The 22,952-nt window shown below is 67.3% G+C and carries 14 protein-coding genes and 1 pseudogene; 4 read left to right on the top strand and 11 right to left on the bottom strand.

Going from position 1 to position 22,952, the window contains the following annotated elements; all coding sequences use genetic code 11:
* Positions 1–11 precede the first annotated feature (11 nt).
* Positions 12–1,001: a selenide, water dikinase SelD gene (gene selD, locus AB0J95_RS17595; protein ID WP_364758229.1), complete on the top strand. Its 990-nt coding sequence runs from the start codon at positions 12–14 to the stop codon at positions 999–1,001.
* On the opposite strand, the gene nrfD is transcribed toward selD, so the two are convergent.
* The 5 genes from nrfD to AB0J95_RS17570 all read right to left on the bottom strand — a co-directional run bounded on the left by nrfD (position 985) and on the right by AB0J95_RS17570 (position 6,712).
* Entirely contained in the window at positions 985–1,896 is a 912-nt protein-coding gene (gene nrfD / locus AB0J95_RS17590; RefSeq protein ID WP_364758227.1) for an NrfD/PsrC family molybdoenzyme membrane anchor subunit, read from the bottom strand. The two genes, selD and nrfD, sit on opposite strands and share 17 nt — an antisense overlap.
* Positions 1,896–2,714, bottom strand: a complete 819-nt coding sequence (locus AB0J95_RS17585; protein ID WP_364758225.1) for a 4Fe-4S dicluster domain-containing protein — start codon at positions 2,712–2,714, stop codon at positions 1,896–1,898. Before AB0J95_RS17585 ends, nrfD begins: the two co-directional genes overlap by 1 nt.
* A 1-nt stretch (position 2,715) precedes the next feature.
* Complete coding sequence (gene fdh, locus AB0J95_RS17580; RefSeq protein ID WP_364758223.1) at positions 2,716–5,949, bottom strand: formate dehydrogenase; 3,234 nt, start codon at positions 5,947–5,949, stop codon at positions 2,716–2,718.
* Between the two features lie 55 nt (positions 5,950–6,004).
* Complete coding sequence (locus AB0J95_RS17575) at positions 6,005–6,325, bottom strand: STAS domain-containing protein (RefSeq protein WP_364758221.1); 321 nt, start codon at positions 6,323–6,325, stop codon at positions 6,005–6,007.
* A 222-nt stretch (positions 6,326–6,547) separates the two neighbouring features.
* Positions 6,548–6,712: a hypothetical protein gene (locus AB0J95_RS17570; RefSeq protein ID WP_364758839.1), complete on the bottom strand. Its 165-nt coding sequence runs from the start codon at positions 6,710–6,712 to the stop codon at positions 6,548–6,550.
* Here AB0J95_RS17570 and AB0J95_RS17565 point away from each other — a divergent pair.
* The 3 genes and pseudogenes from AB0J95_RS17565 to AB0J95_RS17555 all read left to right on the top strand — a co-directional run.
* Positions 6,642–6,944: pseudogene (locus AB0J95_RS17565) on the top strand (AsnC family protein); the annotation flags it as partial. The gene AB0J95_RS17570 and the pseudogene AB0J95_RS17565 overlap by 71 nt on opposite strands.
* Before the next feature lie 196 nt (positions 6,945–7,140).
* Positions 7,141–7,386, top strand: a complete 246-nt coding sequence (locus AB0J95_RS17560) for a hypothetical protein (protein WP_364758836.1) — start codon at positions 7,141–7,143, stop codon at positions 7,384–7,386.
* 46 nt (positions 7,387–7,432) lie between these two features.
* On the top strand, positions 7,433–8,617 hold the full coding sequence (locus AB0J95_RS17555) for a low temperature requirement protein A (protein WP_364758220.1): 1,185 nt from the start codon (positions 7,433–7,435) through the stop codon (positions 8,615–8,617).
* Between the two features lie 3 nt (positions 8,618–8,620).
* Here AB0J95_RS17555 and AB0J95_RS17550 read toward each other — a convergent pair whose 3' ends face one another.
* From AB0J95_RS17550 to AB0J95_RS17525, 6 genes are read right to left on the bottom strand one after another with little or no spacing between them, the layout of a single operon-like run.
* A complete protein-coding gene (locus tag AB0J95_RS17550) occupies positions 8,621–10,054 on the bottom strand; it encodes an MFS transporter (RefSeq protein WP_364758218.1) in 1,434 nt (477 codons plus the stop codon).
* On the bottom strand, positions 10,051–11,730 hold the full coding sequence (locus tag AB0J95_RS17545; protein WP_364758216.1) for an acyl-CoA dehydrogenase family protein: 1,680 nt from the start codon (positions 11,728–11,730) through the stop codon (positions 10,051–10,053). The genes AB0J95_RS17550 and AB0J95_RS17545 overlap by 4 nt, the downstream gene beginning before the upstream one ends.
* Positions 11,718–13,433 (bottom strand): acyl-CoA dehydrogenase, encoded by a 1,716-nt coding sequence (locus tag AB0J95_RS17540; RefSeq protein ID WP_364758215.1) that lies wholly within the window; start codon positions 13,431–13,433, stop codon positions 11,718–11,720. The genes AB0J95_RS17545 and AB0J95_RS17540 overlap by 13 nt, the downstream gene beginning before the upstream one ends.
* Positions 13,430–14,926 (bottom strand): PfaD family polyunsaturated fatty acid/polyketide biosynthesis protein, encoded by a 1,497-nt coding sequence (locus tag AB0J95_RS17535; protein WP_364758213.1) that lies wholly within the window; start codon positions 14,924–14,926, stop codon positions 13,430–13,432. The genes AB0J95_RS17540 and AB0J95_RS17535 overlap by 4 nt, the downstream gene beginning before the upstream one ends.
* The gene (locus AB0J95_RS17530) at positions 14,923–20,874 is read right to left on the bottom strand and encodes a PfaB family protein (RefSeq protein WP_364758796.1); all 5,952 of its coding nucleotides are present in this window, start codon (positions 20,872–20,874) and stop codon (positions 14,923–14,925) included. The genes AB0J95_RS17535 and AB0J95_RS17530 overlap by 4 nt, the downstream gene beginning before the upstream one ends.
* Complete coding sequence (locus AB0J95_RS17525) at positions 20,874–22,862, bottom strand: SDR family NAD(P)-dependent oxidoreductase (RefSeq protein ID WP_364758211.1); 1,989 nt, start codon at positions 22,860–22,862, stop codon at positions 20,874–20,876. Before AB0J95_RS17525 ends, AB0J95_RS17530 begins: the two co-directional genes overlap by 1 nt.
* Positions 22,863–22,952: the final 90 nt, after the last annotated feature.

Genomic DNA, 22,952 nt, shown 5'->3' with positions numbered 1-22,952 from the left:
ACGATGGACGGGTGAGCGTTCGACTGACCCAGTACGCGCACGGCGGCGGCTGTGCCTGCAAGATCCCGCCCGGCGAGCTGGAAGGGGTGGTGAAAGGCCTGGCAGGCAGCCCTCGGCAGCCGCTCGGCGAGCTGCTCGTCGGCCTGGAGGACGGCGACGACGCGGCGGTCGTGCGGATCCAGGACGACCTCGCGCTGATCGCGACGACCGACTTCTTCACGCCCGTGGTCGACGATGCGTACGACTGGGGCCGGATCGCGGCGACGAACGCGTTGTCCGACGTCTACGCGATGGGCGGCCGACCGGTGGTCGCGGTGAACCTGCTCGGCTGGCCACGGGACACGCTCCCGTTCGACCTGGCCGCGGACGTCCTGCGCGGCGGTCTGGACGTGTGCAACGCGGCCGGTTGCCATCTCGCCGGTGGGCACAGCGTTGACGACCCGGAACCCAAGTACGGCCTCGCGGTCACTGGTGTGGCCGCACCCGGCCATCTGATGCGCAACAGCTCCGGTATGCCCGGAATGCCCTTGTCGCTGACCAAGCCCCTGGGCATCGGTGTCCTGAACTCCCGCCACAAAGCCACCGGCGAGCGGTTCGAGGCCGCGATCGACGCGATGACCACCCTCAACGCGATGGCCGCCGAGACCGCGGTGAACGCGGGGATCCGTTGCGCCACCGACGTCACCGGCTTCGGGCTGCTCGGCCATCTGTACAAACTCGCCCGCGCCAGCGGCGTCACCGCGGTCATCGACGCGAAAGCCGTGCCGTACCTGGAAGGCGCGCGGGAGGCCTTACGCGAGGGGTACGTCAGCGGTGGCACCAAACGCAACCTGGACTGGGTCCGCCCGCACACCGACCTGACCGCGGTCAACGAGGACGAAGCCTTGCTGCTGGCCGACGCACAGACTTCGGGCGGTTTGTTGCTGGCGGGTGAGATCCCGGGCGCGCCGGTGATCGGTGAGCTGATCCCGCGCGGCGAGCACGTTATCGTCGTGCGTTGACACGCTCGCGTTGCGGGACAACGGTGTACTTGGGGTCCTTCGCGGAAGCCACGCCCGCGTGGAAAACGCCCCACCGCAGCAACGCCGACGCACCGACCAAGGCGGCGCCGGACAGTCGCGTGAGGACAGTGCTGCGCCGCCCGAGCAGCGCGCCCGCCATCCCGGCCACCGACAACACCTCGGCGGCCTTGATGTACTTGCTGTCGTGGTACGGCTCGGCGACCATCCCCATGCGGTCCGTCATCCTCTTGAACGCCACCAACTCCAGCGACGAACCCAGGAGGGCGAGCTTGCGCGCGGGTGCGTTCTCGCTGACCGGTCCAGCGAGCAGGCCCATGCCACCGGCGGCCTCGGCGGCGGACCCGACGAAAACGTAGGGCAGCTCGCGGAACCCGTCGTGCCACGCGGGAACGGCGGTGTCGCTGATCAATGCGGCGGTGTAGGACGCCACTGCCGGGCCCAACACGGCGGCCCCGGCAGTGGCGAGCGCACCAAGGCGAGGAAGCTTGCCGGTCACGGCGGACGCCGCGGCGGCACCGGCCAACGGCCCGTAGCCGCTCAGGATCCAGGATCCGACGTTCATCGGCGAGCTGGGCTTGAACACCCTCAGCATGTTCAGAAACCGCTTGGGTTTGCCGAGATCACGGACAAGGGCCACAAGGGACAGTGCGATCCCGCCCGCTGCGGCCGTTTTCGCGACCGTGGCCAGACCTGGCCTGCCGGTGGCCTGTGCTCCGGCCGCGAGCAGCGAGGAGGCGCCGGCGAGGCCGCCGAGGAACAGGTACCCGGGAATGTCCGGGCTGTGCCAGACCGGCCCGTTCAGAATCGGTTTGCCGTAGTACGAAACGAAGTCCGTGTCCGGCACGACCGGCTGCTCACCGCGGCGCCGTCCCATCACTTCCTCCTCGACGCCAGGAACGCCACCACAGCCCCAGTCGCCAGCGTGGCCGCCGCTTTGGCCACATGCCGCCACATCTCCGGCAGATCGCGCGTCGTCACCACCGGATCCGGCGGCAGGCCATACACTTCAGGCTCGTCCATCAGCAGGAAGAACGCTCCATCGCCGCCCACCCCATCATCCGGTGAGTCCCCATAGAGCCGGGCACCCTCCACAGCGGACACTCGCTCGCGGGCCCGCTCGCGTAGTTCGTCCAGGGGACCGAACTGGATGGAATCGGTCGGGCAGGCCTTGGCGCACGCGGGTTCCATGCCCGCGCCGAGCCGGTCGTAGCACATCGTGCACTTCCACGCCCGCCCATCGTCCTTGCGCTGATCGATCACGCCGTACGGGCACGCCGAAATGCAGTAGCCGCAGCCATTGCAGATGTCCTCCTGGACCACGACCGTGCCGAACTCGGTGCGGAACAGCGAACCCGTCGGACACACATCCAGGCAAGCCGCGTGCGTGCAGTGTTTGCACACATCGGAAGCCATCAGCCATCGCATGCCGCCGTCGCCGTTCTCGGCGTCGGCCAGAACATCGCGCTGCTCGATGAAAGCCACGTGCCGCCAGGTGTTCGCGCCCAGCCCGACGGTGTTGTCGTAGGACATCCCGGACAGTTCCAGGCCGTCCTCGGGGATCGCGTTCCACTCCTTGCACGCGACCTCGCAGGCCTTGCACCCGATGCAGACCGAGGTGTCGGTGAAGAACCCCATCCGTGGCTGGGGGTTCTCGTAGTCGCGTCCGAAGGCCGGGCCGCTGATCGCTGTCATCTCACGTCTCCTGCCCGGTGTCGTCGGTGATCCCGGCCCGTCGCTGGTAGTCCCGGACCAGGTCGAGCAGCGCGGGCCCGCGCGGACGGCGGCCGGGCCGGATGTCGCAGCTGAGCGCCTTGGACTCCTGGATGTGGGTGTTCGGGTCCAGCACGAACGCCAGCAGCTCGTTGCCCGCGTCCCCGGTGACCAGGCCGTTCGGTCCCCAGTGGTACGGCACGCCGACCTGGTGCAGCGTCTGTCCCTGCACCTTCAACGGGGTGATCCGGTCGGTGACCAGCACGCGTGCCTCGATCGCCCCGCGCGCGGTCACGATCGTGGCCCAGCCACGGTGTTCCAGCCCGCGTTCGGCGGCCAGCGCGGGGGAGATCTCGCAGAACATCTCCGGTTGCAGCTCCGCCAGGTAGGGCAGCCACCGCGACATCCCGCCCGCGGTGTGGTGCTCGGTCAGTCGGTACGTGGTCAGCACGTACGGGAAGATCTCGCTGCCGGTCGGGCTGAACCTGTTCTCCCGGTGCCGGACCACCTGCCGGGTCGGGTTGCTTTGCTGGCTGTACAACAGGTTCTCGAACGGCGACTCCTGCGGCTCGTAGTGCGTGGGCAACGGGCCGTCGGTCAGCCCCGCAGGCGCGTACAGCCAGGCCTTGCCGTCTCCCTGCATGACGAACGCGTCCGTGCCGGACAAGGCGTCCGGGCCTTTGGCGCCCGGTTCGGGCTCGAAGTCCGGCGGTTTGGTCTTCTTGAAATCCGGGACGTCGTGCCCGGTCCACTCGCCTTTCTCGGCGTCCCACCAGACATACGCCTTGCGGTCGCTCCACGGTTTGCCGTCCGGGTCGGCCGAGGCGCGGTTGTAGAGGATGCGGCGGTTCAACGGCCACGCCCAGCCCCAGTCCGGGGCCACCCAGGACTGGTCCTTGCCGGGCTTGCGGTTCGCCGCCTGGTTCACACCGTCCGCGTAGACGCCGCAATAGATCCAGCAGCCGCACGCGGTGGAGCCGTCCGGTTCGAGCTGTTCGTAGGTGCTCAGCGGCTCGCCCTTGGCGTTCCAGCCGCCGATCTCGGCCAGCACCGCCTCGGCGTCCGGCTCGTCGTGCTCGCCCTTGGTCGGGTAGTCCCAGGTCAGCTGGATGATCGGCCGGTCCCGTTCGAGGTCGTCGGACCGCGCGGCCAGCTTCTCCCGGATGCGTTTGCCCAAGTGGTACGTGAACCACAGGTCGCTGCGCGCGTCGCCGGCCGGTTCGACGGCCTGGTGGCGCCATTGCAGGAGCCGCTGGGTGTTGGTGAAGCTGCCTGCCTTCTCCGTGTGCGCGGCCGCGGGCAGGAAGAACACCTCGGTGCCGATGTCCTCGGTGCGCAGCTCACCGGTCTCGATCTCCGGCCCGTCCTTCCACCAGGTCGCGCTCTCGATCAAGGAGAAGTCCCGCACCACCAGCCAGTCCAGGTTGGCCATGCCCAGGCGTTGCATCTTGGTGTTGGACGTGCCGACCGCCGGGTTCTCGCCCAGCAGGAAGTACCCCTTGCAGTTGCCGGCCAGTTGTTCCTGCACGGTCTCGTATGTGCTGTGGCTACCGGTCAGCCGGGGCAGGTAGTCGAAGCAGAAGTCGTTCTCCGCCGTCGCGTAGTCGCCCCACCAGGCCTTCAGCAGGCTCACCAGGTAGGAGCGCATGTTGGCCCAGTAGCCCTTCACCGTGGAGTCGGCCTCGATGAAGGTGTCCAGGTCCTCGTTGGAGTGGGCGTGCGGCATCGGGATGTAGCCGGGCAGGATGTTGAACAGCGTGGGAATGTCCGTCGACCCCTGGATGGACGCGTGGCCCCGCAAGGCGAGGATGCCACCGCCGGGCCGGCCGATGTTGCCCAGCAAGGACTGCAGAATCGAGGCGGTACGGATGTATTGCACACCAACGGTGTGCTGGGTCCAGCCGACGGCGTAGGCGAACGCACTCGTGCGGTCGCGGCCGGAGTTCGCCGTCAGCAGCTCGCACACCTGCAGGAACTTCTCCTGGGGCACACCACAGATCTGCTCGACGATCTCGGGCGTGTAGCGGGCGTAGTGGCGCTTGAGGATCTGGTAGACGCAGCGGGGATGCTGGAGCGTCTCGTCGGTCCGGATGTCGCCGCTGACCTGTGCACCACCGGAACCGTGCATCTCGCCCCGGGCTGCCTCTCGCACGCCCTGCGTCCGCTCGGTCCACTGGGCGTCCGGGTCACCGGCCATCGCCTGCACGTCCCGGCCCTCGTACTGCCAGGACTTCATGTCGTAGGTGTGGGTCTTGCGGTCCAGGCCGGAGAACACGCCGTCCAGGTCCTCGGTGTCGGCGAAGTCCTCGGACACGATCATGGCCGCGTTCGTGTACGCCAGCACGTATTCGCGGAACTCCTTGCCGTGCTCCAGGACGTAGTTGATGATCCCGCCGAGGAACGCGATGTCGGACCCCGCGCGCAGCGGCACGTGCAGGTCCGCCATGGCACTCGTCCGGGTGAACCTCGGGTCGACGTGGATCACCTTGGCGCCCCTGGCCTTGGCCTCCATCACCCACTGGAACCCGACCGGGTGGCATTCGGCCATGTTCGAACCCTGGATGACTATGCAGTCGGAGTTCGCCAGGTCCTGCTGGAAGGTCGTCGCGCCGCCGCGACCGAAGGAGGTCCCCAGACCGGGAACCGTGGAGGAGTGTCAAACACGGGCCTGGTTCTCGATCTGGATCGCGCCCAGGGCCGTGAACAGCTTCTTGATCAGGTAGTTCTCTTCGTTGTCCAGGGTGGCGCCGCCGAGGCTGGCGAACCCCATGGTCCGCCGGGTCGTCACCCCGTCGACCCGCTGCTGCCAGCCCGCCTCGCGCGCGGCCAGCACCCGGTCGGCGATCATGTCCATCGCCTGGTCGAGGTCCAGGTCCTCCCAGTCGGTGCCGTGCGGGCGGCGATAGCGGACCTTGTACTCGCGGGCAGGGCCGGTGGTCAGCTGCAGGCTGGCCGAGCCCTTCGGGCACAGCCGGCCGCGGCTGATCGGCGAGTCGGGGTCACCCTCGATCTGGGTGACTTTGCCCTGGGCGACGTAGACGTTCTGGCCGCAGCCGACCGCGCAGTACGGGCAGATCGATTTGACCACTTTGTCGGCGTTGGCGGTGCGGGGGACGAGGTTCGCGGACCGGTCACTCTTGGCCGATGAGCCGCGTCCGGACAGGTCCTTCGCGGCCCACTGGCGGTAGACCGGCCAGCCCTCGATCCACTTCCGCACTCGCCACCGCCTCTCCAGGGGTCCTTGATCGTCAAGTTACCCCCGGGGAACGGGTTCAACCATTCAGGAAGTCCATGGCCTCGGCGACGCTCGCCGACAGCGGCAGGTACTCGGTCAAACCGGTCAAACGCAGCGGGTTGGTCACTGGCGGCGTGTTCACCACGATGCGCAGCCGCGTGGGGATCTTCTGGGCGGCCTGGAAGGCGCGGATCAGCACGCTGATCCCGGTGGAGTCGATGAACTGGACCCCGGACAGGTCGATGACCAGGCTTTCCGGCCGGTGCTCCAGCCGGGCGAAGATCTGGTCGGCCATGGCGTCCTGGGTGGCCAGATCGATCTCGCCGGACACCTGGATGATGGGCGAAGTGGGAGCCATCGGCGTGCCTCCTTAGCGGAGCAGCTACGCGTGCCGAGCTGGTGGTTCAACCCAGGGTCGCAACAACCTCGCACTCGTTGAGATGGCACCTTCACCGTAGGCCCGTTCGTTGACGAACGCAAAATGGTTGAGCCAGGCTCAGCGTGGTTGTGCCGTTACCGACCGGAATCGGCATCGGGTCCGGTCGTGGCTTCGCCGGTCCAGCAGCGGGCCGGCGAAGCTTCACCCCGGACTCAGCGAGGCGCGAACTCGCCGGTCACGGTGCCCGTGCGGACCGTCTTCCAACCGCCCTGGCAGGTCGGCGATGTGCCTGCCGGTGGTGGACCAGAGCAGTGCCTGCGCGTTCAGGCCGCCGAACTGCACGATTTCCTGGCGTGACAGTCGCATTTCCATCTTCTTTTCGGTGAAGCGCAATGTGTGCGGAGTAGCCTGCGGCACCCAATGCGTCCCGGGGCGGTATCGCGGGAACCTTCCGGATTGTGGTGGTCACATACGGGAAAACGTCGATCTCGACGAGCTGGACCGGCGGCTGGTCACCGCGCTGCGGATCTCCTCGCGGGCTAGTTGGCAACGGATCGGGCGGATTCTCCAAGTGGCCCCGTCCACAGCGGCGCGGCGCTGGGATCGGCTGGACCGGCTCACCGCCGCCGACCAGGGGGTTCTGCTCGCGGACCGGTCCGGCGCGTCCACCCGGCGAGGCCGACTTGGCGCTGGTGGCGGCCGTGGGCGCCGACCCGAGCCGGTCGGATCGCAAGTAGCTGGTGGCGCTGAGGGAAACGCGGTCATGCATTTCGCTGTCCGGTCCGGAGAACCTGATGTTCACCCTCTGGCTCCGGTCGGTCGGCGATCTGGAACCGGTCGGGATCATGCTCACCAAACGCATACCGGAACTCACCGTCAGGGCGCGCAGCATGATTTTGTGGCACATGAAACTGGGCGGGCACATCCTCGATCCGGAAGGACGGCACATCCGCGGTGTCCCCATGCGGCCATGGCCGGAACAGAACGCCATCGCGGCCGAACGGGCACTTCTTGATGGATGCGCCGGGAATCGGTGGTGATCCCCGCCTGCCCGAATCGTCCCGGGTGGTCATTAGCCTGTCGCTCATGACTGAGGCTGGGACCGCCGACCGGCATGCCAGCTGGCTGGAGCTGTTCTTCGACCTGGTGGTCGTGGTGGCGGTCAGTCAGCTGGCGCACCTGTTGCACGGGGACGCGCATCACGGGCCGGGCGCGTTGGACATCGTCACCTTCTTCACCTTGTACCTGGCGATCTGGTTGGTGTGGACGGCTTTCACCGTGTACTCGAGCGTGGTCGCCGACAAAGTGCGCGTGCGGGCGATGTTCCTGGGCATGGCCGGGATCGCGACGATGGCGGCGGCGGTCCCGCACAGCATGGACGGCCGGGCAGGGGTGTTCGCGGCCGCGTATCTGATCACCTCGTCGATCGGGGGCGGGGCGTTCCAGCGTTCGGGTGTGGTGCTGTTCTCCTGGTCGGCCGCGTGGCAGAACTCCGGGCTGGCGTTGTGGGTGATCGCGTTCTTCGTCGAGCACCCGTGGGCGAAGCTCGGGTTGTGGCTGGCCGGTCTGCTGGTCACGGTGGCGTTCAGTGTGCTGCGCAGCCGTGGCGACCAGGAGGAGATGGTCGCCAAGATGAACGAGCGGCTCGTGGAACGGGCGAACCGGGCCCGGCAACGAGCGCCGCGGAGCCAGGAAGCCCGCCGGACCGGGGTGGTGGCCGCGCGGCTGGATCCGGCGCACTTCGGGGAACGCCTGGGCCTGTTCGTGATCATCGTGCTCGGCGAGGCCATGCTGCAGGTGGTCGGCGCGATCGCGGAGATCGAGGACTGGCGGCCGGGCCACGGTGCAGGCTGGCTGCTGTTTCTCCTGGTGGTGTCCGCGTTCGCGTTGCTGGTCACGATCTGGGGCCTGAACGTCCGGCACGGTTTCGCGGAGGAGACCCGTTTTCCGCCTTCGCTGATCCTGCCCGCGCACTTCGTGGCCATCGCGTCGATCACCACCGTCGCCGCCGGGCTGGGCGCGGCCGCCGCCGAGTCCTCCGCCCACCTCAACCCCGCCTCCACCTGGCTGATGTGCGGTGGCGTCTCGGTGTTCCTGTTGGTCGTCAACCTTCTGTCCGCGCACGCCCGTCTGTGGCCGGCCAGGGCCGCGGCCGTCCTGCTGCCCGCCGTGGCTGGGGTTCTGGCGCCCTGGCTGCCCGCCGCGGTGCTCGTCGCACTGCTCGCGGCCGCCGCGGGCGGGCAGCTCTACGCCCTGTCGAGAACCAGGTGAGCTTCAGGTCTGCAACCGGTGGCGGCCGACGTACTTCTCCTTGCGCACACGGGGAAACGGGATCGTGGCGAGGTCGGGGACGCGGCGGGAGGGGATGAACAGTCCCGCCAGGACACCCAGGGCGACCACGGCGACGCCGACCCACAGGGCGGGAACGAGTCCGTCGAGGAACCCGGTGGCCGGATTGGGGGCCTTGCTGCTGAACACGGTGGTCAGCACGGCGACACCGAGCGCTCCACCGACCTCGCGGACGGTGTTGTTGGCGCCGGATGCCTTGCCGTGTTCGTGGGGCAGCACGGAACCCAGCACCACAGCGGAGGTCGGGCCGAACACCAGCCCCATTCCGGCGCCGGCGACCATCAACGCGGGCACCAGTTGCGAGTAGGTCACCGACGGCGACACCCGTACGGCGATCCACGCGAGCCCAAAGCCTTGCAGCGCAAGGCCAACGGTCATCAGTCGGCCGCCGCCCAGCCGGTCGGTGAGCAACCCGGCCAGCGGCGCGAACACCATGGGCATCGCGGTCCACGGCAGCGTCCGGAGTCCTGCAGCCAGTGGGGCGAATCCCAATGGGCCCTGCAAGTACTGGGCCAGGAAGAAGATCGAGCCGAACACGCCGAAGAACATCGCCAGCGACAGCAGGTTGCTCGCGACGAACGCCCGGATCCGGTAGAACCGCAGCGGCAGCAACGGGTTCGGTGCGGCCTTCTGCCAGAACACGAACACCAGCAGCAGTCCCAACGCACTGCCGAAGGCACTGAGCACGAGTTGGTCGTCCCAACCGGTCTGCCCGGCCTCAACGATGCCCCACACGGCAAGCGTGACAGCGGCGGTCACGAGCACCATGCCGGGCAGGTCCAGACCACGGTCGCGCCCCCAGCTCTCTGCCAAGGCCCACCGCGCCAACGGCACCGCGACCGCAGCGACCGGAAGGTTCACCCAGAAGATCCACTGCCACGCCAAACCCTCGGTGACCGCGCCCCCGGCCACCGGCCCAAGCGCGACACCCAGCCCGTTGACGCCACCCCACAAGCCGAGCGCCGCGCTGCGCCGGCGTTCCGGAACAGCGGCGGCGAGCAACGTCAACGACAGTGGCTGAACCGCGGCGGCGCCGCACCCCTGCACGACCCGAGCCATGATGAGCGCGGGAATCGACGTCGACATAGCGCAGCCGATCGAGCCATAGGCGAACGCCGCGATGCCGATCAGGAACACCAACCGCCGGCCGAACCGGTCGCCAAGCGCGGCCCCGGTCAGCAGCAAGCTCGCGAAGGCAAGCACGTAACCGTTGACCACCCACTGCAGTCCGGCGACATCGGTACCGAAGTCCTTGCGGATGGCCGGGAGCGCGTTCGTGACGACCAAGTTGTTCAGCGACACCATGAACATCGGCAGTGACGCTGCCAGGATCGACCACCCGGGAGCCGGGCGTTTCATGGTGAATCCCAAGTGGACAACGGAAATTGCCGGTACCCGAAAGATTTACCGCTCGAATGCAAAGTGAGCAGGATCTCCGCACCTGTATCGATGTCCGAAGGCGTGGTGAACCGCCGGTACGGCTCGAACCGCTGCCACAACCGTTCCAAGCACAACAGCAACGGCAGCTCGCCGCCCAGTGGCGTCCCGTTGAGCCATCCTCCAGAATGGATGGCATGCCCGATACAGGCCGCTGCGGCGTGCACGACCGTGTACTGCTCAGCCGAGGAGAACGACTCGGCCGACTGTCCGGGCGAACCCTTGAGCGAGGCCAGTCGCTCGGCGAACAGTGAGCCGAGCTGCACGAGCCGCTCATCCGAAGCCCAGGAGCGCACCTGGTCGAGGGCCTGCAGGACTTCGTCGCCGCCGCGGTGAAACGGTTGCGCCGCGTCCGGCCGGTACTCGGGAAGGTCGGCGTCCCAGTCGAACAACAGCCGTGCCCGGGAAGATCCGGTCGGCTGAGGCAGAGTGTCGAGCCGCAGAGCGATGTTCTTGAGGTTCACCAGGGAGTTCCCGTCGGCGAACCCGGCGATCGGCAGGTCCCGCAGGATCTTCTGGAACACGCCGAACCGATGGTGATCCCGAAGGTAGTGCCGAGCACCGAGCACTGTGGACAGTTCGTCCACAGTCCGTGAGAGCGTGAAGGGCACGAGATGCTTGGCCACGGCCGAGAACACACTGCTCTGCTCGGGCACGACCTGCAGGCTGCGGGCCGCACAGGTGGCCACGACCTCGGTGATCAACAGGTCCGCGAAGCACCCCACGAGCGCCCGTCTCGAGACCGGGAGGTCGAACACTCGCTTGCCGAACAGGGTCCGTGTCATGGCGAAGTCCATCGCCAGCCGCAAGGCGGTGTCGGCACCGCCCTGAGCCAAGGCGGTGACCATGACCCGGATCGGGTGTGACGCCTTGAGCATGATCTCCAGGCCATGCCCCTCGGCGCCGATCAACCCCGACGCGGGCACAAAACACCCGGTCAGCTCGAACCCGCTCGTGTCCACCCCGCGAACGCCGTGCAGGCGCTGTTTGGGCAGCGGCTGGATCTGGTCCGGTGGAACGGAAGCACGGTCCACCACCAGGATCGAGAACCCGCCGGGTCCGCCGCGGTCGTCCGTACGTGCGAACAACACCAGGTGATCGGCCAGCGTTCCGTTGCCGATCAGCCACTTCCGGCCGGTGACGAGGTAGCCGCCGTCCACCTTGCGAGCGCTCATCTCGTTGGCCAGCACGTCACTGCCGTGCGCGCCTTCCGTGAGACCCCAGCACATCTTCGCGCCACCCAACACGCGTTGCCCGTAGTGCCGCCGTTGCGCAGGCGTCCCGGCCACCCAGATCGGCATGTACGCCAAGCTGGTGGTGCACATCGCCATCGCGGTCGCGGCATCCCGGCGGGCCACCTGAGTCACCAAGACCAGCGTGTCCTGCAGATCGATCGCCCGGCCGCCGGCGTCGGGCGGCACAGAGAAGTCCTGTGTGGACCACGCGTGCAAGGCCGCCAATGGCAGATGTGGATAAGCCTCGCGCTCGTCGTGTTCCAACGCCGAGGCAAAGGACAACGGCATGTCCGGGTCGAAGGGGTCCCCGAGGTGCTTCTCCAGGCTGCTGACCAAGGCGGCCACGTCGGTCACACCGGCCATGGCACGATTCCCTCCACAGTGGACGATTCGGCCAACGGGAGCGGGACAACGGAGAACAGCCGTCCGCCACTGTGCAGACGGCGAAGCAGCGGGATCACGGCCGAAACGGCGTCCGGCGCCAGCCGCCGATGACGCTGGTGCGCGCGGTCGAGCAGGAGTTCCAGCACCGGCCAGAGCCAGCTCGACGACCCCGGCCGCAGCCCGGCCAGCGGCAGATGCCGGTTGTACCACCACAAGTACACACAACTGGCCGCGGCATGCAGGTAGCAGAACCGCTCGGCGAGGTCGAACAACCCCGATGCCCGCTGCGCCAAGGACACCTGAGTGTCCTCCCGGACCATCGTCAACGCGGCATCGATGGACGACATCGCCTTGCGCGTCCGCCCCGCATGCTCATCACCGTGCAAGACTGCCCTGGCAAGGCCAATGATTGCTGGTAGACCCGCGGTCACCTCGTCCCGGCCACGCGTCGACATGTCCAGTTCAGACAGTCGAAGCGGCGGCAGCTTGACGTCCACCGCGAACGTTCCCGACAGGTCGACACCAGCCGGGCCGAGCCCAGCGGCGACGATCTGGCTCAACTGAGCGGCCGCCAGCCGTGTGTTCGCGGTCGGGCCGGTGTCGATGTGCCGGGCCACCGCGTTGTCGCGCCGGACCACGTCGAAAGCCGCGAACTGCCCGTCCCGCAACACCGAGCGGGTCCCGAGAACGTCCCCGCACCGGTCGAGCACCTCGCCCGACAAGTCCGTCAGCACCTTCTTGGCCACACTCGACCACAGGCTCTGCGCGCCGGGCAGGGTATGCAGAGCGCGCGCCGCCGACAGCGCGACCGCGTCCGCCGCAAGCAATGCGGTGAATGCGGTGGCCACGTCCGCCTGGGGCTGTTGGTGGTTGATGAGTGCGCGGCCGCCGACCTTGTGCGAGGTGGCGAAATCCAGGGCCAGCCGCAGCCCGGTGTCCGCGCAGACGAGGTTGGCGGCCGTGCCGGTGACCCGGACGACCTGCATCGCCTTCATCGCCGTCTCCAGCCCGTGATCGACCTCGCCGACCAGCGCTGACCTGGGGAGCCGCGTTCCGTCGAAGCGGAAGCCGGTGAAGTCGATGCCCCGCATCCCGGTCGGCCGCTGCGGTTCGCCGCGTCGCAGGAGATCGCCGTCGACCAGGAAGCACGAGAACGACGAGGGTCCACGGACGCCGGTTCGCGCGACCACCAGCATGGCTTCGCATTTCGCGCCCGTCCCGACCAGCCATTTCTCGCCGGTCAGGGCGAAGCCGCCGGGCGTCGGTTCGGCGATGCAGTCGTTGCCGAGCAGGTCGCTGCCATGCGGCGCCTCAGACAACGCGAACCCGATCGACCCGCCGCCCGCGAGCAGCCGCCGGACCCAATCCTGTTGCGCCGCCGACCCGGCCAGCAGCACGCAGGTCGCCGCGGTGATGCTGAACATGGTCGCCGGCATGATCGTGATGTCCCGCCGGCCGACCGCCCGGATGATCATCATCGTCTCGTCCGCGGGCCGCCCCCCGGGCAGGAAAGCGTCTCGCAGCGACGGCGACACCTCGGCGGCCAGCGCGTCTGGGTACGTCTCCGCCGCGTCGCGCCCGGCCATGGCCGCATACCCGTGCGGGTTCAACGGATCCCGGGGATCACCGAGTAGCCGGTCCAGGTCCGCAGCGGCGCGGTAGGGACCGTTCCAAGTGCTCATGGCCGGTACTCCACCGGAATTCGCACACCCGCCAACGCCAGCTGTTGGACCCGGAGCGTGAACGCCGCCCCTCGCATCAGATGCGCCGCAACGTCGGCCACCCGGCGGTTCTCGGCGAGATACGTGCCGCGCGCCCAGTCGTTGAACGCGCCCATCGCCGGGCCGCACCAGATCTGGTAGTCGATGACGCGGGCCGGTTCGCCGGTGGTGGCCCAGCGTGAGGCCATGCCCAGATACCAGCGGAACACCAGGGCCATCCGCCGTTTCGGGTCGTCCGAAGCGCGCTGCACCTGGGTCGGATCGCGGTGCAGGAAGTACTCCACGACCTGCTTCCACACCTTGTCCAGCGGCTGGCGCAGGATCTGCTGTTCGAGCCGGTCCTTCTCGGTGGCGGGCAGGGCGTCCAAACCGTCATAACGCCGATATAGTTCGCACAATTGCCGTGCGCGCATCGGGAACAACGTGCCTCGCCGGAGCACCTGCAGGTCAACGCCCAGCTCGAACATGTCGGCAGCCGGAGCCATCCCGCAGTCGGCGATCTCGGCGCCCCACAACAACCGCCGGACCAGGTCCGAAGTTCCAGCCTCCACACAGGACTGGTTCACCGAGCCGGTCACCACGTAGTCGGCCCCCAGCGTGAACGCCGCCGCGACCGCTTGCGGCGTGCCGATCCCACCGGCGGCGCCGAGGCCGACTCCCGGACGGAGCTTGTCCCGTAGCCGGGCGATCACCGGGAAGAGCGCGACCAACGGGCGGCGGTCGGTGTGGCCGCCCGAGTCGGCCTCCACGGTGATGTCGTCGGCCATGGGCACCTCGCGGGCCAGCGCCGCCTGCTCGGCCGTGACCAAGCCGTCGCTGAGCAGCCCGGTGACGATCGGTTCGGGCGCCGGGAGAAGGAACCGCTCAGCCACTTCGGGCCGGGACACCTTGGCGATGACCCGGTTGGTCGCGACCGGACCATCAGCTGCACGCCGCAGACCGGCGACGCGGTAGCGCACGATGTGGGGGGTGAGGTCCATGAACGCGGAAGCCTCAACGCATCGCACGCCGTGCCGGAGATAAAGGTCCACAGTGGACCTCTCCAGGGCTTGCTCGCTGGGACTGTGGATCAGGTTGGCGGCGAACGGAAGCTCCGGGATCTCCGCCGCGAACCTCCGCAATGCTCGCTCGATCCGGTCCGGCAACAGGCCGGCCGCGCCGAAACTGCCCAGGAACCCGGCCCGGGCCAAGGCGATCACCATCTCCTCGGACGCGATACCCGCGGCCATCGCCCCGCCGAGATAACTGTGCGCGATTCCATGCCGGGCTTGGAAAGCGCTTGACCCCAGGCGGTTCGCGGGCAATGGCCCGACGCTGGCGATCGCGGAGGCAGGTTCCTCTGTTGTGACGCCGATCCCGTGTCCGGTGTCGACGACGTAACAGGGAACGTCCAATCGTGCCAAGGCGTGGCGGATGCCCTCGATGTCGGTGTGGACGGTGGCGAACAGCGTCATCGTTCCTCCTGGACAGCGACGGCCACGTTCTTCAGCTCGTAAATGCGCAGCGAACCGGTCCAGACGTTCGCATCGGCGATCACCACGAGCTTGTCCCCGTCGCGGATCTCCTTGATGTGCAGGTCGAACGTCATCTCCGGGTCAGTGCGCAGGATCTGGCCGCGGTATTTCCAGGACATGGCGATCCCTTCGGGCGGGACGAAGACGGGGGAGCGGGCCAGACCGGTCTCGGTCACGAACACCTGTAGGGCCTGGATCACGGCCTCGACGCCCAGCGACCCGGGCATGACCGGATCGCGGTGGAAGTGGCAGTCGAAGTACCAGTCGTCCGGACTGATCCGGCGGCGGCCGGCCACATACCCTTTGCCATACTCGCCACCGCCTTCCACAATAGACAGACTGTCCGGTGTTGCTTGTGTCAACGGTTGCAGAGGGGGGAGACCGACCTGGTTGGCGAGCGCTGCGGCGGTGAAATAGCCGAACAGGGACTCGCCGACGTAGAAGACCTCGCCGTCGCAGCGCAGCTCGTAGCGGAACCGTTGCAAGACAACGCCTCCCGCGGCCTGGCTGGATAGCAGGACCGATCGTTGCCGGATGGTCTTGCCCCGCAGGTCGATGGCCTTGAGGATGGTCGCCTCGCCGTCCAGGTTACGGATGCTGTACTCGTCCTCGGGGCTGACCAAGGTCGCGCCGAGGTAGTAGCCGAGCAGGATCGCGGCCTGCAGCGAAGTTTCCATGTAGACGCAGTTGGGCATGGTCGGGGAGTCGTTGTAGTACCAGGCTTCCGGCGGCGAGTCGTACTCGGTCTCCAGCACTGCGCCTGGGATCAGCTGGCCGCGGACGCCTTCCAGTACCATGATCCGGTCGACGAACTGGAAGTCGCCGTTGGGAATGTGCGGGGCGCGGCGGTCGCGGTAGATGTCGAACTCCGGTCCCATCGCGACGCCGAGGTCTCCGCGGGCCGCGTGCGCCAGGTGAAGTTCGTTGATGAACGCCGGTTCGCCCTGGTGGTTGCGACGGCCAAGGAACTCCGGCACGCCGCCGGGACCAGGACGGGACGGCGTGCCGGGCTTTTCCCGGATCTGGATGCCGAAGTCGCGCATGCTGATGATCGGCTTGTCGCCGTCGTACACCGTGATGTCGGCGATCACTGTTGGCCGCGGCAGGAGCGTGAGCTGGGTTATCTCGGCCTCGTAACGGATTTGCGTTGTCTCGGGCGTGATCTGACCGCGTACCTTGACCGAGGTCTCCAGCCCCGGAACGGCCTGGAACTCGGCGTCCGGCAGGACCATGTGCATGCCGAGGTAGAGTGCGTAGACCTGAAGCAACTGCACGCCGCCCTCGGCGACCAACGAACCAGCGAGCACTGGGTCGCCGGGGAAGTGGCAGCGGAAGTACCAGCCGTCCGGGTCGAGGTGTTTGATGGCGGTCAACGCACCGAGCCCGCACGGTCCGCCGAGCCGGTCGACCCGCGGGATCCCGTCGATCATTCGCAGCATCTCCCCGGGCAGGCGGAGCGACGGGTTGCCGCCGTGGCTCCACTCCGTGCCGAACACCGCTCCCGGCTTACCCGCGGCCAGTTCCTGAAGGTTCGATGTGGACAACTCGGTTCGGTCGGTTCGGGCGAGTGGCTTGAACCAGGTCTTCTTGAACGCCTGGTACCGGCGGCGATCGGCCTGGGTCTGGATGACCCCCAGGGAGTCTTCGAGTTCGGCGGGGGAGAAGAACCCGGCACAGGCGTCGAGCAGTTCCAGGATCAGCTCACCATCGGCGAAACACCGGTAGTTGAAGAAGAACAGCAGTGCGTCGCCGTTCCAGACGAACCGGTCGATCTTGATCTCGTAGCGCAGCGTCTGACCTTCGCGGGGCAGGCCACCGTGGAACACCAGACGGCTGTCCAGCAACCGATATCGCCGAGTGCCCTGGACCCGGAAGTCGATACCGAGATAGCTGATCAACAGCAGGTCGCACTGCCCGGCCTCGATGGTGACCGCGCACGGAACCAGGCCGTCCATTGTGTACCAGGCGTTTGCCGGGATGTCGTACTCGGTCGTGATGGACGATGGTTCGAAGCAACCGGTCCTTCCTGTCAGCTCGGTGACCCGGCTGACGAACAGGTACGGCGATTCGGGAAGCCGTACCCGGACCGGGTAACTGTCGATTTCCACGAACTGTGGTCCGAAAACGTTTGCCACGCTGCCGCTGGCGAACTCGGTGAGGTCATCGGGACCCCAGAGGTATCTGGCTTGCCGGACTCGGTCCGCGATCGACTCGCCGCCGCAGCGAACCGGGAACGCCCGCCGCGCCGGCTTCTCGTCGCGCGGACCGAACAATTGGTCCAGATCAACCGGAACGCCATGGCTGATCAGTCGCGCCAACGCCTGCGCGAGCACAGTGGCGCCCGGAGCCCCGCGCCGATCCACCGACACGGCCACGTGGTCTGTTCCGTCCAAGGTCTCGTTGATCCATCGGGTGCAGGTCGCGCCCGGACCGACCTCGACGAAGTAGCGGAACCCGCGGTCGTAGGCGGTCCGGATGAGCCTGCTGAAGTCGACTGTGTTGCACAGCGTGTACGCGATCCGCTCGGCCAGAACCGTTCGGTCGATGTGGTCGATCTTGTCGTAGTCATATGCTGACAGCAGTTCGATGTCTTCGGGAGTCCCGAGTGGATAGTCGTTGAGGTCCGCCAGAGAGTCGATCTCCGGGTCGACGATGGGGCAGTGCATCACGTGATTGGCCGGCGCCTTGGCGGACCGGCAGCCGAGCCGATCGATGACTTCCCGGCATTGTGCCGGGTCGCCAGCGATCACGACCTCGTTGGGTGTGTTGATGTGGGTGATGAAGACGCGGTCCAGACCTTCGGCGGCGACCCGGACCGCTTGGGCGCCAGCGAGTACGACGTGGGTGGCCCAGACCTCCGGCACATCTTCGGGGATCTGCCAGGTCTCGCGGATCAGGCGCTTGGGACCGGACAGCTTGACGCGGAAAAGCGGGCTCGCTGCCAGGGCGGTGTCGTCACGGCTGGCCGGATCCCAGACGTCCAGCGCGAACAGCATGCTGCTTTCGCCCAGGCTGTAGCCAAAGCCGCCGTCGGGGTGGATGCCGAGGATGTCCCGCAACATCTTCGTGTGCAGGACGGCGAAGTTCGTCCCGGCGGCCAGCATTGTCGGGATGTCGTCCTGCAGTCCGGCCTCGTGTTTGAGGGCCGCTCGGCGGTCGATGCCGTTGCGGGCACGGGGGTAGAGCCGGGCGTGCTTGAACCGTTCCGCCGGGTCACCCTCGGCTTCGAAGTCCGCCAGGAGTTGGGGAAACAGTGTGAACAGGTCGCGCCCGGCGCCCGGGTACGTGGTGAAGGCGCCGGGGTAGACGAACGCGATCCGGCCCGGTCCGATCGGCCTCGCCGTGCAGTAACTGCCCGCTGGAGTGGTCCATTCGCCGCCGCGCTCGATCACCGCCGGGAGGTCCCGTTGCGCGGCAGTGAGTTCGCGGCGCATTCGGGGCATGTCCTCGGCGACCAATACGGCTTTGTATCGGCCGGTTGTGCGATGGGTGGGATCGTCGAGGCACCGGGTGGCGGCTTCGACGAGATCTTGACCTGAGTCACCGGCCAAGATGATGATCAACGGGCCCGGGCAGCTCACCCTTCGTGCTGGTGCGCTTGAAGACAGCACAAAGGTGGCTTCGCTGGAGGCGACCGCTGCCGTGCGGACGCCGTTGCGGCTCATCCACGGTTGCGGCGCCTCCAGACGGCAGAACGGCGAGTTTTCTGGTGGGTCGAACAGGAACTCCGCCGGTGTCGGCGGCAATTCGGCCTGTGACAGGCACAACGCGACCTTGGCGACCGAGGCCAGTAATGCGCAGACCTGGGTGTCGCCGACCAGCGGGGTGAGACTGCCGATCGCGCACGACAGGGGTTCGCCTGTTTGGTTCGCTGGGGCCGTGGAGTCGGTCAGGGCCAGGTAGTCGAACGTGCCTTCGGCAGGGCCGATCGTCGCGTAGGCGTGTTCGCTGTGCCTGGTCAACACCAGTACGGTCGCGCCATCGCCCAGCGGTGGGACTTCGTCCTCGAGTTCGTTGCGGGCGAGGACGTTCTCGACCCCGCAGGCCAGGTCGACGGCGCCGACCACCACCGCTTCGATGCTCGGGTCCATCATCAGCAGGCCGGCGACTTCGAGGGCCCGGGCGCTGGAGGAGACGGTGAACGAGGGGCCGGTGAAGTCGCGTGAGGCTGAGATCCGGCTGGACATGATGTTGCCGATGTACGACAGGACCTCGTTGGCGCTCAACGGTTCATGGACGGCGTCCCGGACCTTCTCTTCCAGTGTGTCCGATGGTGTGTCCACTATAGACCGCAGGTGAGCACCGATGTCGAACCGGGCGCGATGGGTGTGCGTGCGGGGATCCATTTCCATGGCCACGACGACCCCGACCCTCCCGCCGCTCAGGTCCGCGTCGTTCAGTGCTGCCTCAGCGGCTTCGAACAGCACGGCGTGCTGCGGGTTGAGCTGGGCGAGGTCGGCGGGTGGGATGCGGTAGGCCAGCGGGTCGATGTCGGCATGGTCGATGTAGCCGGCGGGTCCGTGGTCGACGAGATCGTTCATTCCGTACCAGTGGTCATCCGGCCGGGGCCGCAATGCTGGCGTTGCCTTGCGCACTGCTTTGGCCAGCTCGGGGAGTGTACGGATGTCGCCGAGACGGACGCCGATCCCGGTAATGGCGAGGTGGGGAGGCCGGACCGGGGTGGGGCCGTCGGGGTCCCGGCCCGGCCTGTCTGTGAGGATCGCGTGCGCGTTGGTGCCGCCGAACCCGAACGCCGACACGCCCGCCCGTCGAGGGCCTGGCCATGGGCGTTCGGTGTGCACGACGCTGGGGTGGGTCGCTCCCGGCGTAGGCGGTATTACTCCCGCGCGCATCGCCAGGATGACCTTGAGCAGGCTCGTGAACCCCGCCACGGTCAGCAGGTGGCCGATATTGCCTTTGACCGAGCCAAGTGCCGGGAGTTCGCCGAAGAATGTGGACAGTCCCGCCAGCTCCGTCTTGTCGCCGATCGGCGTTCCAGTGGCGTGGCATTCGATGTAGTCCACCGTGGAGTGTTGGTGCGCCCTTTTGTACGCGTCGATCTGGCCGGTGACACTCGGGGTGAGCATGTGCCCGCTGGAGCCGTCGTTGCTCAGTCCGATGGACTCGATCACCGCGTGGATGTGGTCGTTGTCCCGGACGGCGTCGGCCAGACGTTTGACCACGAACATTCCTGCGCCCTGACCCGTGACAATTCCGGTGGAGTCCTCGTTGAACGGTTGGCTGACACCGTTGCTCGGGTACGCTTTCAGGTCCGAAAAGGACAGATGGATCAGTGTGGGATCCGGAGCGCAGACCGCTCCCGTCAGCATGACGTCCGCCAGGCCTGCTTTCAGGTAGTCGCGGGCGATGGCAAGTCCGTACAGCATGGATGAACAGGCTGCGTCCACCGCGAGCGTTGGGCCGCCCAGCTTCAAGGTGTCCGCGATGACTTTGGCGGGGAGACCGAAGGGGCGCATCTCGCGATAGTCGCCCTGTGGCACGTCTTTCGGTTCGACGCCGAGGCCTTTGCAGACCTCGCGTTGTATCAACGGGATGGCGAGGCGTGTTGAGTCCTCGGTCGGGAAGGCGTAGTTGCCGAGCACGATTCCAGTGCGGTCGAGGGCTTCGGCCGGTGTTTTCGCGTCCGCGAGGGCCTCCTGTGCTACTTTCAGCGGCCAGCGCACCGCCTTCCTGGGCTCGCGGTCGTGCACAAAGCCGCCGCGGGTGGCCGTGATCTTGTGGTGTTCGTCGCCCCAGCCGCCGGGGACGGCCGGGTCGAAGTCGCCTTCCGTACGGAGGTCACGTCCTTCGCGGATGGCGTCCCAGAACTCCTCGGGGCTGCTGGCGCCGGGCAGCAGGCAGGCCATGCCGATGATCGCGAGGTGCATCACGCCCCCACCGCGAACTTGAGCGCTTGGCTGCACACCAGGTCAACACCCCGGAACCGCAGCAGGACTTCACCGTTCGGCGCGCATGCCGTCACCGTGCACATCACCCGCGACTCCACCTCGCCGGTCTGCTCCACCAGGACCCGGAACGGCCCTTGGGGCAACGGTTTGTGGCACTCCACGGTACCGACTGCGACCGGCAGGCTCGCAACTCCGCGCTGGTGACGCACCCACACCAGCGCCGCTTGCAGCAGCAGGTCGGCCTTGAACGGGTCGTAGGTGTCCGTGGCGTAGGCGCCGTCCGCCAGCGGGGTGGTGCACAGGTCACACTCGAAGATCTTGCGGTCGCTGGTCATCTTCGCGATGCCTTGCAGCGATGGGCCGTGGAAAAGGGTTCCGTCGGCATACGCGGTCACATTCTCTGTCGGCTCGGGGAGGATCATCGGTTCTGGTTGTGGTCCTTGGTGTTCCATCAAGGCTTGGTAGCGGGGGCGGCCGGTGTCGTCCATGACCAGAACCGCCAGGCCGTCGTGGCGCTCGACGAGTCTCAGCTTCAGTGGGCCGGGCTTGCCAACGAGTCCTTTGAGGACAGCGAAGTCGGTGAGTGTGGTCAGCTCGGGGCGGACTCGGCCGACCGCGTTGAGGATGGCGCCGATCGCCACCGTGACCGGCAGGACCGGTTGGCCGCCGATGGTGTGATCCTTGAGGTACGGATGAGCCGGGAGCGGGTCTCGGTGCAGCACAAGGGTTCCGCTGGAACGGGGTGGCCGGGCCGACAGGGGGGTCGCCGGCCCGACCACCGTTACCACCTCCTGCGGGCTTTCGAACAGGTCGAGGAAGTGCCGAACACCTTCGGGCACGGAGATGAGCGGAACGCCGCGTTCGGTGAACATTTTCGCGAGCTGAGGCGTGACCATGCCGCCGTCCCAGGCGCCCCAGTTGATCGAAGTGACCTGGGCATCCAGATACTGTCGCTTGAGGACGGCCGCCATCCGGTTGAGCGCCTCGTTGGCCATCGCGTAGTCGGCTTGGCCGTGGTTGCCGAAGAAGCCCGCGACCGACGAGAACAACACAATGTGACGTAGTTGTCGCACGTCCACCGCTTGGAGGACTGCGCTCAGGCCTTCGAGTTTCGGTTTGAGGACACGGCGGACGTCGTCGGCTTGCTTGTTCTTGATGACCTTGTCCGCGAGCACTCCCGCGCCGTGCACCAGTCCGGTGATGCGGTAGGGCGCGAGGGCTTTGGCTACAGCTTCCGGGTCGGTGATGTCGACTGCTATGTATTCGGCTTTTGTCCCCTGCAGGATTTCCGTGATCTCGCGGCTCGCGGCCAGTTCGCGGTAGATCTTGTCGACTTCCCGTGGGGTTGGTGCTGTGAGGTGCTTGGCGATTGCGGCTTTGAGATTCTTGAGTGGGACTTCCCTTGCCCACTCTGGTTGTTCTCTCAATGGGGTGCGGCCTAGGAGGATCAGGCCGCAGCCGTACTTTTCGGCCAGTCCCTTGGCGCAGGCCGCAGTGATGCCCCGGCCACCGCCTGTGACCACGAACAGATCCTGCGGTCCGGGTGCCGTCCCGATTCTGCTGGGGGTGTCGATCAGGCCCATCGTCCACCGTTTCTCGTCCGCGTCGTAGCCGACGTGAGCCAGGCTTCGCTGGCTGTCGGCGAGTTCGGCCAGCACCAGCCCGGCGCATCTCTGGTCGTCGAGCTGCATGGGGAGTTCGAGGACACGGCAGAACACCTCCGGCGCCTCGATCGCGAGCGTTTTGACAAGGCCTGACACCCCACCGAGCACGGCCATGCTGTGACCGTCCACATTGGATCTTGTGACGGCCACGAAGGTGCCGTGGGTTTCCTCCAGACGCGCCTGTGTATCCCGTGCCACCAGCAGCGCGTCGACCAGACTTTCGCTGGCCGCTGCAACGCCCGCTGGTTCGCCGCCAACCCACACCACCAACTCCACGGCTTCGGTCTCGCTGCTGGTCCGCACAAGCCACCCATCAGCGCTCAAGGCTTCGCCAATGGCCTGCGCAAGTGAGCCGTTCTCCCCAGCGAGCAAGGCAACTCGCGGCCCTCGCCG

Origin of the sequence: Actinocrispum sp. NPDC049592 (assembly GCF_040675465.1) — a bacterium.
GTDB lineage: Bacteria > Actinomycetota > Actinomycetes > Mycobacteriales > Pseudonocardiaceae > Kibdelosporangium.
The sequence above is the reverse complement of the archived record's forward strand: the minus strand, read 5'-3'. Positions and strand labels throughout refer to the sequence as shown.

Excerpts from the sequence above, each read along its gene's own strand:
- nrfD (WP_364758227.1), bottom strand. The coding sequence starts at position 1,896 with ATGGGACGGCGCCGCGGTGAGCAGCCGGTCGTGCCGGACACGGACTTC.
- AB0J95_RS17585 (WP_364758225.1), bottom strand. The coding sequence starts at position 2,714 with ATGACAGCGATCAGCGGCCCGGCCTTCGGACGCGACTACGAGAACCCC.
- AB0J95_RS17575 (WP_364758221.1), bottom strand. The coding sequence starts at position 6,325 with ATGGCTCCCACTTCGCCCATCATCCAGGTGTCCGGCGAGATCGATCTG.
- AB0J95_RS17570 (WP_364758839.1), bottom strand. The coding sequence starts at position 6,712 with ATGCGACTGTCACGCCAGGAAATCGTGCAGTTCGGCGGCCTGAACGCG.
- AB0J95_RS17560 (WP_364758836.1), top strand. The coding sequence starts at position 7,141 with ATGTTCACCCTCTGGCTCCGGTCGGTCGGCGATCTGGAACCGGTCGGG.
- AB0J95_RS17555 (WP_364758220.1), top strand. The coding sequence starts at position 7,433 with ATGACTGAGGCTGGGACCGCCGACCGGCATGCCAGCTGGCTGGAGCTG.
- AB0J95_RS17550 (WP_364758218.1), bottom strand. The coding sequence starts at position 10,054 with ATGAAACGCCCGGCTCCCGGGTGGTCGATCCTGGCAGCGTCACTGCCG.
- AB0J95_RS17545 (WP_364758216.1), bottom strand. The coding sequence starts at position 11,730 with ATGGCCGGTGTGACCGACGTGGCCGCCTTGGTCAGCAGCCTGGAGAAG.
- AB0J95_RS17540 (WP_364758215.1), bottom strand. The coding sequence starts at position 13,433 with ATGAGCACTTGGAACGGTCCCTACCGCGCCGCTGCGGACCTGGACCGG.
- AB0J95_RS17535 (WP_364758213.1), bottom strand. The coding sequence starts at position 14,926 with ATGACGCTGTTCGCCACCGTCCACACCGACATCGAGGGCATCCGCCAC.
- AB0J95_RS17530 (WP_364758796.1), bottom strand. The coding sequence starts at position 20,874 with ATGCACCTCGCGATCATCGGCATGGCCTGCCTGCTGCCCGGCGCCAGC.